Genomic DNA, 14,031 nt, shown 5'->3' with positions numbered 1-14,031 from the left:
TATGAAAAATGGCTGAATATCAGAATATCTTTACGCAGGTTCAGGTGCAGGGGCCGCCCGAAATGGGCGTACCCGCCGACGCTGACACGATGCGCGAAAGGTCCGGCAAGGCAGGGTTCAACACGCTGTTTGGTCTGTTCGGGAACGCCCAGGTCGGGCCGGTGCACTATGGCTCTTACGGGTTGGTTGCTGTCATCGGGTTTGCTGCGTGGTTCTTTATCATCGGCATGAATTTCTGGGCGCAGGTCGATTATAGCCCCGGTGTGTTCCTGCGCGATCTGTTCTGGCTGGCGCTGGAACCACCGGGCCCGGAATACGGGCTGGGCTTTGCGCCACTGGCCGAAGGCGGATGGTGGATGATCGCCAGCTTCTTCTTTGCTGTCGGTTGCGGGGCGTGGTGGATGCGGACCTATACCCGCGCCAAGGCGCTGGGCATGGGATTGCACGTGGCATGGGCCTTTGCGGCGCTGCTGTGGCTGATCTTTGTGCTGAACTTTTTCCGTCCGATCCTGATGGGGTCGTGGTCAGAGGCAGTGCCCTACGGCATCTTCCCGCATCTGGACTGGACCAACCTGTTCTCGATCACCCACGGCAACCTGTTCTATAACCCGTTCCACGCGCTTTCGATTGCGTTCCTTTATGGATCGGCCCTGCTGTTTGCGATGCATGGTGCGACCATTCTGGCGGTAACCCGTTTCGGCGGCGACCGCGAGTTGGAACAGATCGTTGACCGTGGCACGGCCACCGAACGGGCCGCCCTGTTCTGGCGCTGGACTATGGGTTTCAACGCCACGATGGAAGGGATTCACCGTTGGGCCTGGTGGTTTGCCGTGTTGACCCCGCTGACTGGTGGGATCGGGATCCTTTTGTCAGGCACGGTTGTGGACAACTGGTTCGTCTGGGCACAAATCCATGGCTATGCGCCAGTCAACTAAGGAGAGAGATGATGAAAAACGAAAACATCCTCCATATGAGCGAAAAAAGCAGGTTAACCGCTGATATCACGCTCTTGATGCTCAAAGGGGCCGGTTATGCAGCTGTGTTCGTGCTGTCGGTCTGGTTTGTGATCGCGGTGATCGCGCTGATCGGGCGGGCTTTGCCCGAGGAAAGCCGGCAACAGCCTGATCCAACCCCGCTGTCGTCGCTGGTGATCATGGCCCCCGAGGTTACGATCGGCTGAGCAGATTGGGCCCGGGCGGCGCGTGACGCTGCCGCCCACGGCCCTTCGCCGTCGGACCAACCCTCCCTGGTGGGTCCGTCTTGGGGTATAGCCCCAGTTCCCTTCCTGTTGGCTACAGGAGACTGGCGTCGCAGACGGTTTGCCCCGCTTGCGACGCCTTTTTCATATAAAGGTGCCGTCATGACCAATCGCCCCGAGACCCCGTTTCTTGATTGTGTGACCAGTCCCGCGGATATGCGGCGGATGAATGACACATCGCTGGCCAATCTGGCCGATGATCTGCGGTCCGAGGTTATTTCGGCGGTGTCGGAGACCGGCGGGCATCTGGGGTCATCGCTGGGCGTGGTGGAACTGACTGTTGCCATTCACGCGGTGTTCGACACCCCGCGGGATAAACTGATCTGGGATGTCAGCCATCAATGCTATCCTCACAAGGTTCTGACCGGCAGGCGCGATCGCATCCGCACACTGCGCCAGGAAGGCGGGTTGAGCGGGTTCACCAAACGCACCGAGAGCGATTATGATCCCTTTGGTGCTGCGCATTCCAGCACGTCGATTTCCGCAGCCCTTGGGTTTACCATTGGCCGCGACATGGGGATGCCCACCGGCGACGCGATTGCCGTGATCGGTGACGGGTCGATCAGCGCGGGCATGGCCTATGAGGCGATGAACAACGCCGGTGCCGAAGGGCGGCGGTTGTTCGTCATTCTGAACGACAATGAAATGTCCATCGCCCCGCCTGTGGGCGCGATGTCGAAATACCTGTCGGGGCTTTATGCTTCCCCTATGGGCGAATTGCACAAGATGGCTGAAGGGTTCGAGGCCGCATTGCCCGGCCCGCTGCGCGACCACGCCCGCCGTGCGCGGCAGTTGGTGACGGGGATGCAGACCGGCGGGTCTGGCACCTTGTTCGAAGAATTGGGGTTCAGCTATATCGGCCCGATTGACGGGCACGACATGTCGCAGCTTTTGCCGGTTTTGCGCGCGGCCCGCACGCGGGCGACCGGCCCTGTGCTGATCCATGTCTGCACGAAAAAGGGCAAGGGCTACGCCCCCGCTGAAACCAGTGCCGACCGCGGGCATGGGGTATCGAAATTCGATGTGGTCAGCGGGACACAGGCGAAATCAAAACCGAACGCGCCAAGCTATACCAAGGTATTCGGCACCGCCCTGACGACCGAGGCAGCACTTGACCCTGGCATTGTGGCGGTGACAGCGGCGATGCCGGATGGCACGGGTGTGAACATCATGGGTGCGCGTTTTCCGGCGCGTGTTTTTGACGTAGGCATTGCCGAACAGCATGGCGTGACCTTTGCCGCCGGGATGGCGGCCAGCGGGCTGAAACCCTTCTGCGCGATTTATTCCACTTTCCTGCAACGCGGTTACGATCAGGTGGTGCATGATGTCGCGCTGCAAAACCTGCCTGTGCGTTTCGCGATTGACCGTGCAGGGCTGGTCGGGGCTGACGGGCCGACGCACGCTGGCGCGTTCGACATTGGCTATATGGCCGCACTGCCCAATATGGTGGTGATGGCGGCGGGCGACGAGCTGGAGCTGATGCATATGGTCCGCACAGCCGCCGCCTATGACGATGGCCCCATCGCGTTCCGTTATCCACGCGGCGAAGGCGAGGGGCTGGACCTGCCTGACCGGGGTGAAGTGATCGAGATCGGCAAGGGCCGGATCGTGCAGCAAGGCACCGATGTGGCGCTTTTGTCCTTTGGGGCGCATCTGGGCGAATGCCGCAAGGCCGCCCGTGCGATGGAAGCGCGCGGTGTGTCTGTCACCATTGCCGATGCGCGTTTCGCCAAACCACTGGACCATGCACTGATCCGGCAGTTGCTGCGCCATCACAAGGCGCTGGTGACGGTGGAACAGGGCAGCCGCGGCGGCTTTGGCGCGATGGTGTTGCATGATCTGGCCAATGATGGCCTGCTGGATGGGCGCTGCCAGGTGCGCACGATGACATTGCCAGATCGTTTCATTGATCAGGCCGCCCCCGATGCGATGTATGCCGATGCGGGCATGACGGCGGTTGATATCGCCGCAATGGCGATGCAGGCGGCTGGGGTGGATGTGCACAAGATGCGCGTCACGGATGGGTGAAATCACCCATCCTACAGGTGGGCGTGAAACAGCCAGACCTTGATTCCGCCATGCGGCACCGGCGCGCCTTTGGGTTTCAAGGGCAGGCCGGTCGCCTTGGCCAATCCTGCGTCGCTGGTGATGATCCCCACGCGCCAGCCTTTGAATCGTTCTTGCAGCACTTGCCCAAGGTTTGCGTAAAGCCCGAACAGCAGTTTGGGGTTGCCGATGCGTTCGCCGTAGGGCGGGTTGCAGATGACCAATCCGGCAGGACCGTGGGGGCGTTGCAAGTCACGAACAGCAAGGGTTTCGAATGTCGTGAGGTGCGCCACACCCGCGCGTTCCGCGTTGGCGCGGCTCATCCGGGTGGCACCGGCGTCGCGGTCTGATCCGTAAAATCGCAGGCCGGTAGGATGGGTGATATCACCCATCTTCCGCAGATCCTGCCATGCATCCGCATCGAAACTGGCCAGCTGTTCAAAGGCGAAATGCCGCGTGCGTCCGGGGTGCAGGCCGGCGGCGATTTCCGCGGCCTCTATCACGAATGTGCCCGATCCGCACATCGGGTCCAGCACCGGTTCGGTTCCGCGATAGCCGCATTCGCGCAAAAACAGGCTGGCCAGCGTTTCGCGCATGGGCGCCTTGTTCACCGCTTCCTTGTGGCCGCGTTTGTGCAGGCTTTCGCCCGATGTGTCGATGCTGATCGTCACGCGGTTGTCGTCGATCCGCACCTTGAGCGCCAGCGCCGCATCGGGGCTGATCTGATAGCCATTCGCCGTAAGGGCGGTTTCAAACCGCTGGATCGCCGCACCGGCGTGATAGATTTTCGATTTGCGGTTCGTCGACACCTCGACCCGCAGCGGCACATCGGCGCGCAGGATGTCGCCCCATGGAAACTTGCGCGCCCGCTTGTCCAGTTGCGCCAGATGAAACGCCATGAAATCGCCCACCCGCGCCAGAACACGGCTGGCCCCGCGCATCGTCAGATTGGCGCGCCAGACATCCGGCCATGTGCCCATGACGGTCACGCCGCCTTGGGTTATTTGCGCATCGGCAAAGCCGTTTTCCAACGCCTCGGCGTGCAGGGCGCGTTCCAGCCCAGGCGTGGCGGTCATAAAAATTTCAAACGGCTGCGTCATCGTCCTGTGTTTGCGCTACGATCAGGTCGGGCGCAAGCCACGTCAGGCACCTTTGGGCTTGGGCTGCGGTCTTCCGATGCCTTCCAACACGCGCAGGGGGCGTTTGACGGTTTCGCCCAACCCGGGGCGGGTGGGGGCGACAGTTTGTTTGCTGACCTCGACGATCAGCACACCGCCTGCTGCAATCAGGGGCATCCGGTGGCCCATACGTTCCAGAAACCCTGCGGATTTGCGCCAGATCCTGCGGGTCGATGGTGGTTGAAACAGCGTCGACATTGTGCATTCGGTCAAAAACCTGTGTTTGCGCAACTGCGCCTCAAGCTGGCCCAGCGAATAGGGCCGCCCATAGCCGAACGGCGTCTTGTCCGACCGTGACCATAGGCCGGCGCGGTTCGGCACCACGAATACCGCGCGCCCGCCGGGGCCAAGAACGCGCCACACTTCGTCCAGCAAGGCCGCGGGCTGATCGGTTGTTTCTAGCCCGTGCATCACCACAAGTTTATCCACATGGCCCGTTTCAATAGGCCAAAGCGTATCTTCGCAGAGAACACTGACGTTTTTACCATCGGGGGGCCAGCGCATTACACCCTGTGGGCCTGGCATCAGGCCGACCACCCTGCGCGCATCTTTCAGATAGGGCCGCAACAGAGGTACCGCAAAGCCAAAACCTGCGACCATCTGGCCCTTCGCCTCGGGCCAGAGCCCGGTCAATTCATCGCGGATCACCTTTTGCGCTGCACGTCCCAAAGCGCTCCGATAATAAAAGTTTTGCAGGTCCAAAACGTCCAGATGCATTGCGGTTCGGCTCTCCTTCGGCAAAGCTCGGGGCAAGCATAACAACAGAAAGCGGTTTTGCCATGACAAACGATTTGCCACCCATCGAACTGGTGGTCGTGCCCTGCCTGTCGGATAATTATGCCTTTCTGGTGCACAATAATCAGACAGAGCAGACAGCCTTGGTCGATGCGCCCGAAGCCCTGCCTGTCAGGCGTGTGTTGCAAGCCAGAGGGTGGGCCCTGACTGATATTTTGATCACCCATCATCACGATGATCACATCGGTGCCTTGGCGGATTTGCGCGCCGGTGCCCGTGTTATCGGGGCCGCCCGCGATGCCCACCGCCTGCCAGCGATTGATGTGAATGTCGCTGATGGCGATATGATTGAAATTTGTGGTGTGAAAACCCATGTCATGGAGGTGCCAGGGCATACCTTGGGCCATGTTGCCTATCACATGCCCGACGCGGGGCTTGTGTTTACCGGTGACAGCCTGATGGCGCTGGGATGCGGTCGCTTGTTTGAAGGGACAGCAGCGCAAATGTGGGACAGTCTGCAAAAGTTGCGGGCGTTGCCTGCGGATTCGACCGTCTGTTCGGGGCATGAATACACAGAATCGAACGCGCGCTTCGCGCTGTCCCTTGACCCGGACAATGCCGCGCTTATCTCTCGTTACAAGAGGATCACGGCCGCACGCGCGGCGAACCGGCCCACTGTTCCCTCGGCGCTTGATGATGAAATACGCACCAATCCGTTTTTGCGTGCAGACGATCCGGGTATGAAAGTTGCTTTGACGATGACTGACAGCCCTGATGTTGACGTATTTGCCGAAATCAGGGCGCGAAAAGACAGATTTTGACCACGGATGTGTGATACCGTGATCAAAGCCGATGAAATCACCGTCTTAACAAAGATTGACGCGCTTTGTGACGAAGAATTGAAAAATAGTCCTTGAAGCTTGGCGAATAAAACCAAACCTTAAGGATAAGAGGCCACGGTTTGCAGATGTGCATCAGATGCCGACCCCCGATGTGAAGGAGCACGAAGGTGCCATCATTCTCGACAACACTTGAGCAGTCCATTCATGGCGCGTTGGCGCTGGCAAATGCGCGCAAGCACGAGCTTGCGACTCTGGAACATCTGCTGCTTGCGCTGATTGACGAACCTGACGCGGCGCGCGTGATGCGGGCCTGTTCGGTGAACCTTGACGAGTTGCGCAAGGATCTGGAAGAATTCATCGAAGATGATCTGTCAACGCTGATCACCGATGTTGAAGGGTCGGAAGCTGTGCCAACAGCGGCGTTTCAGCGCGTGATTCAACGTGCCGCGATCCATGTGCAATCGTCTGGCCGCAACGAAGTGACCGGTGCAAATGTGCTGGTCGCCATCTTTGCCGAACGCGAAAGCAATGCGGCCTATTTTCTCCAAGAACAGGATATGACCCGTTATGACGCGGTGAATTTCATTGCACATGGCGTGGCCAAGGATCCGGCATTCGGCGAACAGCGCCCCGTGACCGGCTCAAATGAAGAATCGGAAACGATTTCAAGCGGTGAAGGCCAAGACAAGGAAAGCGCACTGGCGAAATACTGTGTGGACCTGAACACCAAGGCGTCCAAGGGTGACGTTGACCCGCTGATCGGGCGCGCCAACGAGGTGGAACGCTGTATTCAGGTGCTGTGCCGTCGCCGCAAGAATAACCCCTTGCTGGTGGGTGACCCCGGCGTGGGCAAAACGGCAATCGCCGAAGGCTTGGCTTACAAGATCGTCAATAGCGAAGTGCCCGAAGTGTTGGCGCATACGACAATCTATTCGCTTGATATGGGCGCGCTGTTGGCCGGCACCCGTTATCGCGGTGATTTCGAAGAACGGCTGAAGGCCGTGATGAACGAGATGGAAAACCACAAGGACGCGGTTTTGTTCATCGACGAAATTCACACCGTGATCGGGGCTGGTGCGACATCAGGCGGGGCGATGGATGCATCGAACCTGCTGAAACCCGCCTTGCAGGGCGGCAAACTGCGCTGCATGGGGTCCACGACTTACAAGGAATTCCGCCAGCATTTTGAAAAGGACCGCGCGCTGTCACGCCGGTTCCAGAAAATCGACGTCACAGAGCCGTCGGTGGAAGATACCGTGAAAATTTTGCGCGGGCTGAAACCCTATTTCGAGGAACATCACAACATAAAATACACCGCAGATGCGATCAGAACGGCGGTGGAACTTTCTGCGCGTTACATCAATGACCGCAAACTGCCCGACAAGGCGATTGACGTGATCGACGAAGCCGGTGCCGCGCAACATCTTTTGTCCGAATCCAAGCGCCGCAAAACCATCGGCACCAAAGAGATCGAGGCCGTGGTGGCCAAGATTGCGCGCATTCCGCCCAAAAATGTGTCGAAGGACGATGCCGAGGTGCTGAAAGATCTGGAAGGGTCGCTGAAACGCGTTGTCTTTGGCCAGGATCATGCGATCGAATCGCTGGCTTCTGCGATCAAACTGGCGCGGGCCGGGTTGCGTGAACCTGAAAAGCCGATTGGTAACTATCTGTTCGCTGGGCCGACTGGTGTGGGCAAGACCGAGGTGGCGAAACAACTGGCCGATACGTTGGGTGTGGAACTGCTGCGGTTCGACATGTCGGAATACATGGAAAAACACGCTGTGAGCCGGCTGATTGGTGCGCCTCCGGGCTATGTCGGGTTCGACCAGGGCGGTATGCTGACTGATGGTGTGGACCAGAACCCGCATTGTGTGTTGCTGTTGGACGAAATGGAAAAGGCGCACCCGGATGTCTATAACATCCTGTTGCAGGTGATGGACCACGGGAAATTGACCGACCACAATGGCCGGACAACGGATTTCCGCAATGTGATCATCATCATGACCTCGAACGCGGGTGCGGCTGAAATGTCAAAGAATGCGCTAGGCTTTGGCCGTGAAGCGCGCACTGGCGAAGATACGGCCGCAATCGAACGGACATTCACACCAGAGTTTCGCAACCGTCTGGATGCGATCATCAGCTTTGGTGCCCTGCCGAAACCGGTGATCATGCAAGTTGTCGAAAAGTTTATCCTCCAGCTTGAGGCGCAGTTGATCGATCGTAACGTGCATATCGAACTGACCAAGGCTGCGGCTGAATGGCTGGCCGATAAAGGCTATGATGAAAAAATGGGCGCGCGGCCCTTGGGTCGTGTCATTCAGGAATACATCAAAAAGCCGCTGGCCGAAGAATTGCTGTTTGGCAAGCTGGTCAAAGGTGGCATCGTCAAGGTAGGGGTCAAAAAAGGCGCACTGGACTTGACGTTCGAATCCCCGCAGCAAGGCCGCCTGACCAGCGGTGGCGACAAGCCCCCGCTGTTAACGGCGGAGTGAGCTGCAACTTGTACCCATGAAAATTGGCCTGTCACCTGTTGTGTGGCAGGCCAATTTGTTTGAAATGATGAAACCGTCATTTTCTGCGGTTGCACATGTTAACGCAGGCCCGGTTTACCTTTCAGTTAATTTCAACTCGATTCGCCGGTTCGCGGCGCGGGCCTGTGGCGTATCTGCGGGGACGATTGGTTGGTATTCGCCAAAACCATTGGCCGCCAGCCGGTTCGATGGAATGCCAAGATCCTGGGACATGAACCGCACGACCGATAGCGCACGGGCCTGACTAAGTTCCCAGTTGTCTCCATAGCGTCCACCGGGTGCGATGGGGACATCATCGGTGTGGCCGTCCACCCGGATGATCCAGTCGATCCCCGGTGGAATATCATCGGCGATGCCACGCAAGATGCCCGCGATATTGGCGATTTCAGCTTCGCCTTGGGCAGACAGTTCTGCCCGCCCCGGCGCAAAAAGCACCTCGGATGCAAAGACGAAACGGTCACCTTCGATGCGAATTCTATCTTGTCCTTCCAGCACCTGCCGCAATTGTCCAAAGAAATCGGATTTGAACCGCGCGAGGTCTTGCGCCTCGGCAGCTAGCCGTTCGGCCTCTTGTTCCAGGCGGGCAGCTTCGGCCTCAAGCCGGATACGCTCTGCTTCTTCCAGCACGCGACGCTGGCGTTCTTCGGACGCGACCCTGGCCAGTGCGGTGTTCAATTGTGCGCCAAGCGTTTCGATTTGCACCTGTGCTGCGCGATCGGCGTCTTCGGCGAGGTTCAGCAAATCCTGCAAATTGCCAACCTGCATGCGCAGCGCGGTAATCTGTTCGTTCAACAAGGCAACTTGCCGTTGGCTTTCAGCCGATCGCGCCTCTTGCTCGGCCAGCGCCCGATTGGCTTGGGCCAGCAGGGCCGCCTGGCGCTCTGCCTCTGTCGCAGTTGCTGATTGATCCCCTTGCGCACGTGACAATGCAGCCAGCGCGTCGATCAACCGGGCGTTCAGGTCGGCATTTTCAGCGGTAGTGGCCGCGGCTTGCGCTTCGGCGGCCTCGCGCGCGGCTTCTGCTGCAGTCAGCGAACGGGCGCTTTCGGATTGGGCGCTGCGTATCGCGGCAAGCTCTTGTTCCAGTTCGGCGCGGACAAGACGGGCGGCGGCCAGCAAGGTCAGCGTTTCCTCGGCCTCGCGACGTTGCTGTTCAAGGTTCAGGGTCATCGCGGTCAGTTCGGTGTCGGCATTTTCCAACCTGTCGCGCAGGGCTGCTGCTGCGGCGGCGTCGGTCAGGCGCGCGGCTTCCAGTTCAGTGATTGCTGCGGCCTGGGTATCGGTTTCATCACGCAGATCGGCAACGAGCGCCTCTAACGCTTCGCGGCGGGCGGCGGCAAGGCGCGCAGCCTCTGCCCCGGCGTCGATTTCGGTGCGCGCCTGGGCAAGGGCGAGGTTCAATGCCTCTTGCTGCGATAACAAGCGGGCTTGCGTGTCTTGCAGGTCAGCGATGGTGACCTGCGCTGTGGCGCGATCCGCAAGAAGCCCGGCAACCTGTGCTTCGAAGGTGGTGATCTGGCTTTGCGCTTGCGCCAATGCGCTGGCTTGCGCATCGCGTTCTGCAATCAGCCCGGCGATCCGGTTCGCTTGTTGGATGGCTTGCGCATTGGCTGCGTCCAGATCAGCGGTCAGTGCGGCGTTGCGATCTTCGGCCATCCCCAATGTCGCGGCAAGCGCGGCTACTTCGTTGCTAAGCAGGTCCAGTTCGCTTTCTTGCCCGGTGATCGTTTCGCGCAGCACGAATTGGATCACCATGAAGATCGTCAGCACGAACATCAGCACCAGCAGCAGACCGGTCATGGCATCAACGAACCCCGGCCAGATGGCGTTTTGAAATCTGTTGGATGACCTGCGGCGCAGTGCCATGGATCAACCCCTATCTTTGATGGCGTCGGTCAGTTTGGCAATGTCGCCACGCAGGTCGCCGGTGCTTTCCAAACGGCCGGTGGACATTTCTTCGAGAATGCGGAGCAATTGCACGTCGATCGAACGCAGGCGCATCCGGCTTTCGGCATCGATTCCTTCCATGCCACTGTCATCTAGTTTCTTTATCAGCTTTTCTTGCCCTTCCGCGACCCGGCGCAGCAGGTCTGCGCTATCGTCGGCGCGTTGGGCTGTTGCCAACTGTTCCATGGCGGAGGCCAAGCTGGCAAACCTATGGTCGTTCTGTTCGCGGTCGGCATCGGTCTGGCCCATCATCATTTGCATGGTGTCCATCAGTTCGCCCAGATGTTCGACAAAGCCCGCCATGGCCCCCATGTCCGCGCTGACCCCGTCATCACCGTCAAAACCGACGCGTGTGATAGTGGACAGCCATTCCTCCAGTTCGCGGTAAAAGCGGTTTTGCCCGTGACCGGTGAACAGTTCCAGCAACCCCACCACCAAGGATCCTGCCAGCCCCAAAAGCGAGCTGGAAAAAGCCGTGCCCATGCCGCCAAGCTGGCTTTCTAGGCCCGATTGCAAGCGGGCGAAAATGCCCGCGCCGTCTTCGCCCTCGACCGGGTTCAACGACCGGATCGTCTCGACCAGGGCCGGCACAGTGGTGGCCAGCCCATAAAACGTGCCTAAAAGACCAAGGAAAATAAGAACGTTTCCGATGTAGCGGGTGATTTCACGGTCTTCGTCGATACGTTGCGCGACGGAATCAAGGATCGACCGACCGGAACTGGACGACACCTGTGTGCGGGCCCCGCGTGAGCGCAACAAGGTCGCCAAAGGTGCCAATAGCGAAGGTGCCTTTGTATAGCCATGGCCGCCGGTTTCGCGTGCAAAATGTTCGATCCAGCGCACCGATTTGATCAACAGGAACACCTGGTTGATGCATGACAACACCCCGAGAACAAAAACACCGACGATCACCCCGTTCAAATAGGGGTTGGAGTTATAGATCGCGATAAACTGTCTCTGCCCCAAATAAACACCAACCGCTGCGAGCCCAAGCACGACTGACATGAACAGGATCTGGCGGAGTGGTTGTGAAAACTGCGGTGTTGTCTTTGGTTCCCGTTTGTCCGTCACGGATGGGAGTCCTTGTGTGTTGTTGCTGATCTGCCTCGATTTGGACCATAGGTCCGGGTTGACACAAACCCAAATAAAATCGCAGGTCGTTTATGTTGCTGTCAAAGCACGCACACGCTTTACCAGCCAGTCCATGTCGGAATCCTTGATGCCCAACTGAGTCAGATGTGCGGCGGTGTTATACAGATATTCTGTATTCGGTCCGCGGCCGCCAGCGGCACGGGCAATCATCTGTGCCTGTCTTTCAAGTTCAAACTGACAGTACTGCGGATGATCAGGGTCGATCACATAGGCGAGTGCGCTGATCACGTCGCCTGCGTCCGTTTCAAGGTCCACGTGCTGTTCTATATAGGCGGACGAGATCAGTTCGCGTTCGCGCAGGGCCGTCAATACGCTGTCTTGTTCTGTGGCTGCGACCTGCAAGGCAACTCCGGTGCATTGCCCGCTTGGGACTGCATCCAGCGCCAGCACGAGCCCGGGGTCGGTTTCAGTGCCTCTGTGATGGATCGACAACATGCAAAAACTGCGGTGGTAGCCGTGCAAACGCGCCTTGACAGATTGTGTAGGTGTGAAACCGGGATTCCAGAGCAGTGAACCGTAACCAAAAACCCAAAATGACATGGTGATCCGCCCTTTTTCGTGCCCCACTGCCATAGCATCGGACAGGTGCAACAGGAAGAGGGGGCCAACAGGAATAGGTGCAGGTTGACCGGATCAGGCGCGGATCAAGTCGCCAAATATGGCGGTTTGATGGTCCCGCAGGTAGATTTGTAGCCAAGGCGTATATTCACCCGGGTGCCGCACAACATCTGCTGTCAGGTCATAGAAGTCGACCCAGCGCGTCGCCATCACCTCGTCCGGGTTCGGGGTGACTTTCAGCGTGTCGGGGGCATCGGCGACGAAAACTTCAACCACCTCATGTTCGACCAACCCGTTTCCGACGTCGGCACGATATTCGATCTGATCGCGGTGGCTGGGGTAAAGCCCGGTGATCCCCAGTTCTTCGTCCAGACGGCGCATAGCGCAGTCGGTGGCGTCCTCGTTCCATGCGGGATGGGTGCAGCAGGTGTTCGCCCACAGCCCCGGTGTGTGGTATTTATGCATGGCGCGTTGCTGGATCAGCACGCGCCCCCGGTTCATCACAAAAACGCTGACGGCCTTGTGTTTCAGACCCTTTTGATGGGCTTCCAGTTTTTCCACCGGTGTCAGCGTGCCGTTCACCCAAGCCGGGATCATGACCGTCATGTGCGCAAAGGCGACACAAGCCGGGTCAGGTGGGCCAGATTCTTGATCCCGATTTTCAGGTGCGCCATAGGCCGGGCCTTGACCAGTTTCTTGTTCATATATGCCTCGAACGTCAGTTTTTGTACGTCAACGTCATGGCAAAGCGACACAAAGCGTTCGCGCCGTTCGTCGCTGCGGTAATAGGCGTTTTGCATCGCGCCTAAAACCCTGAAAACCTGTTTGTGTTCGCGCATGAACAGGCGTCGGGCGATTTGCAGATCTTTGACTCGCCCACTGGCCAGACACGCCGCTGCCGCCGTTGCCGCAACACGACCGCCGACCATCGCGTAATAAATGCCTTCGCCCGATGACGGTGCGACAACGCCCGCCGCATCGCCCGCCAGCACCACGTCACGCCCGTTGTCCCAGCGATCCAGCGGTTTCAGTGGAATGGGCGCGCCTTCCTTGCGGATCGTCTTGCAGTCAGTAAGTCCGGATGCTGCGCGCAGATCGGCGGTGGCCTGTTTGACATCGACCGATTTGATCATCGACCCCATGCCAACGCTGGCCTGTCCGCCATGCGGAAACACCCAGCCATAAAAATCAGGGGAAATGCGGCCATCATAGATCACATCACAGCGCAGCGGATCATAGTTTGCGGTTGCTTGCGGCGCTTCGATGATTTCGTGATAGGCGATCACATAGGGGATCTTGTCGCCGTCCTTGATTTCGGCGCGTGCGACGTTTGATCGCGCGCCATCGGCACCGATGACCAACTTTGCTGACAGTTTCATTTCATTGCCGCTGATCTTGTCGCGGTAAATGACATGTGTGCCATTGGCATCGCGGTCAATGCGGGTAAATGTGCCCGCATAGCGATGCGCGCCGGCATCAACCGCCCGTTGCCGCAGAAACGGGTCAAATGATTCGCGGTCAACCATCCCGACAAAGCCGTTTTCGATGGGGATATCCACGTGCCGCCCGGTGGGCGAAATCATGCGTGCGGTGTTGACGCGCGCCACCAGCTTGTCGTCGGGAATGAAAAAATCGGCGATCAAACGCGGTGGAATGGCCCCGCCACAGGGTTTGATCCGCCCCTCGCGGTCAATAAAGGCGACTGAATGGCCCGACCTTGCAAGGTCTTCGGCGGCAGTGGCCCCGGACGGGCCTGCGCCCACGACAACGACATCATATTGCAT

Annotated in this window: 12 protein-coding genes; 5 read left to right on the top strand and 7 right to left on the bottom strand. The window is 58.8% G+C overall.

Annotated elements, in window-relative coordinates; genetic code table 11:
* Nucleotides 1-8: 8 nt before the first annotated feature.
* The 3 genes from pufM (at nucleotide 9) to dxs (ending at nucleotide 3,286) form a co-directional block, all read left to right on the top strand.
* Entirely contained in the window at nucleotides 9-935 is a 927-nt protein-coding gene (pufM, locus tag IBX59_RS02975) for a photosynthetic reaction center subunit M (protein WP_296372251.1), read from the top strand.
* A gap of 11 nt (nucleotides 936-946) precedes the next feature.
* Nucleotides 947-1,180: an RC-LH1 core complex protein PufX gene (gene pufX / locus IBX59_RS02970; protein ID WP_296372249.1), complete on the top strand. Its 234-nt coding sequence runs from the start codon at nucleotides 947-949 to the stop codon at nucleotides 1,178-1,180.
* Nucleotides 1,181-1,360: 180 nt separating this feature from the next.
* On the top strand, nucleotides 1,361-3,286 hold the full coding sequence (gene dxs / locus IBX59_RS02965; RefSeq protein ID WP_296372247.1) for a 1-deoxy-D-xylulose-5-phosphate synthase: 1,926 nt from the start codon (nucleotides 1,361-1,363) through the stop codon (nucleotides 3,284-3,286).
* An 11-nt stretch (nucleotides 3,287-3,297) separates the two neighbouring features.
* Here the strand turns inward: dxs and IBX59_RS02960 are convergent, their stop codons facing one another.
* Both IBX59_RS02960 and IBX59_RS02955 read right to left on the bottom strand, forming a co-directional pair.
* A complete protein-coding gene (locus tag IBX59_RS02960; RefSeq protein WP_296372245.1) occupies nucleotides 3,298-4,404 on the bottom strand; it encodes a class I SAM-dependent RNA methyltransferase in 1,107 nt (368 codons plus the stop codon).
* Between the two features lie 42 nt (nucleotides 4,405-4,446).
* Nucleotides 4,447-5,199, bottom strand: a complete 753-nt coding sequence (locus IBX59_RS02955; protein ID WP_296372243.1) for a methyltransferase domain-containing protein — start codon at nucleotides 5,197-5,199, stop codon at nucleotides 4,447-4,449.
* A gap of 62 nt (nucleotides 5,200-5,261) precedes the next feature.
* On the opposite strand from IBX59_RS02955, the gene gloB reads away from it, so the two are divergent.
* Nucleotides 5,262-6,038 (top strand): hydroxyacylglutathione hydrolase, encoded by a 777-nt coding sequence (gloB, locus tag IBX59_RS02950; RefSeq protein ID WP_296372241.1) that lies wholly within the window; start codon nucleotides 5,262-5,264, stop codon nucleotides 6,036-6,038.
* A 188-nt stretch (nucleotides 6,039-6,226) separates the two neighbouring features.
* A complete protein-coding gene (clpA, locus tag IBX59_RS02945) occupies nucleotides 6,227-8,551 on the top strand; it encodes an ATP-dependent Clp protease ATP-binding subunit ClpA (protein WP_296372239.1) in 2,325 nt (774 codons plus the stop codon).
* 114 nt (nucleotides 8,552-8,665) lie between these two features.
* Here clpA and IBX59_RS02940 read toward each other — a convergent pair whose 3' ends face one another.
* From IBX59_RS02940 to IBX59_RS02920, 5 genes are all read right to left on the bottom strand, one after another.
* Nucleotides 8,666-10,456 carry a peptidoglycan -binding protein gene (locus IBX59_RS02940; RefSeq protein WP_296372237.1) on the bottom strand — a complete coding sequence of 597 codons (1,791 nt, stop codon included), beginning with the start codon at nucleotides 10,454-10,456 and terminating at the stop codon, nucleotides 8,666-8,668.
* A gap of 3 nt (nucleotides 10,457-10,459) precedes the next feature.
* Nucleotides 10,460-11,542, bottom strand: coding sequence for a biopolymer transporter ExbB (locus IBX59_RS02935; RefSeq protein WP_296372351.1), 1,083 nt, complete (start codon nucleotides 11,540-11,542; stop codon nucleotides 10,460-10,462).
* Nucleotides 11,543-11,698: 156 nt separating this feature from the next.
* Nucleotides 11,699-12,229: a gamma-glutamylcyclotransferase gene (locus tag IBX59_RS02930; protein ID WP_296372236.1), complete on the bottom strand. Its 531-nt coding sequence runs from the start codon at nucleotides 12,227-12,229 to the stop codon at nucleotides 11,699-11,701.
* Nucleotides 12,230-12,322: 93 nt separating this feature from the next.
* Nucleotides 12,323-12,853, bottom strand: a complete 531-nt coding sequence (idi, locus tag IBX59_RS02925) for an isopentenyl-diphosphate Delta-isomerase (RefSeq protein WP_296372233.1) — start codon at nucleotides 12,851-12,853, stop codon at nucleotides 12,323-12,325.
* The gene (locus tag IBX59_RS02920; RefSeq protein ID WP_296372231.1) at nucleotides 12,850-14,031 is read right to left on the bottom strand and encodes a geranylgeranyl diphosphate reductase; all 1,182 of its coding nucleotides are present in this window, start codon (nucleotides 14,029-14,031) and stop codon (nucleotides 12,850-12,852) included. The genes idi and IBX59_RS02920 overlap by 4 nt, the downstream gene beginning before the upstream one ends.

The organism is Yoonia sp., from assembly GCF_014859355.1.
Classification (GTDB): domain Bacteria; phylum Pseudomonadota; class Alphaproteobacteria; order Rhodobacterales; family Rhodobacteraceae; genus Yoonia.
The sequence above is the reverse complement of the archived record's forward strand: the minus strand, read 5'-3'. Positions and strand labels throughout refer to the sequence as shown.

Bases quoted from the DNA above. Each gene is read 5' to 3' on its own strand.
- pufX (WP_296372249.1), top strand. From the start codon at position 947: ATGAAAAACGAAAACATCCTCCATATGAGCGAAAAAAGCAGGTTAACC.
- gloB (WP_296372241.1), top strand. From the start codon at position 5,262: ATGACAAACGATTTGCCACCCATCGAACTGGTGGTCGTGCCCTGCCTG.
- IBX59_RS02955 (WP_296372243.1), bottom strand. From the start codon at position 5,199: ATGCATCTGGACGTTTTGGACCTGCAAAACTTTTATTATCGGAGCGCT.
- IBX59_RS02935 (WP_296372351.1), bottom strand. From the start codon at position 11,542: ATGTCAGTCGTGCTTGGGCTCGCAGCGGTTGGTGTTTATTTGGGGCAG.
- IBX59_RS02940 (WP_296372237.1), bottom strand. From the start codon at position 10,456: ATGGCACTGCGCCGCAGGTCATCCAACAGATTTCAAAACGCCATCTGG.
- IBX59_RS02920 (WP_296372231.1), bottom strand. From the start codon at position 14,031: ATGCAATATGATGTCGTTGTCGTGGGCGCAGGCCCGTCCGGGGCCACT.
- pufM (WP_296372251.1), top strand. From the start codon at position 9: ATGGCTGAATATCAGAATATCTTTACGCAGGTTCAGGTGCAGGGGCCG.
- IBX59_RS02930 (WP_296372236.1), bottom strand. From the start codon at position 12,229: ATGTCATTTTGGGTTTTTGGTTACGGTTCACTGCTCTGGAATCCCGGT.
- IBX59_RS02960 (WP_296372245.1), bottom strand. From the start codon at position 4,404: ATGACGCAGCCGTTTGAAATTTTTATGACCGCCACGCCTGGGCTGGAA.
- idi (WP_296372233.1), bottom strand. From the start codon at position 12,853: ATGACGGTCATGATCCCGGCTTGGGTGAACGGCACGCTGACACCGGTG.
- dxs (WP_296372247.1), top strand. From the start codon at position 1,361: ATGACCAATCGCCCCGAGACCCCGTTTCTTGATTGTGTGACCAGTCCC.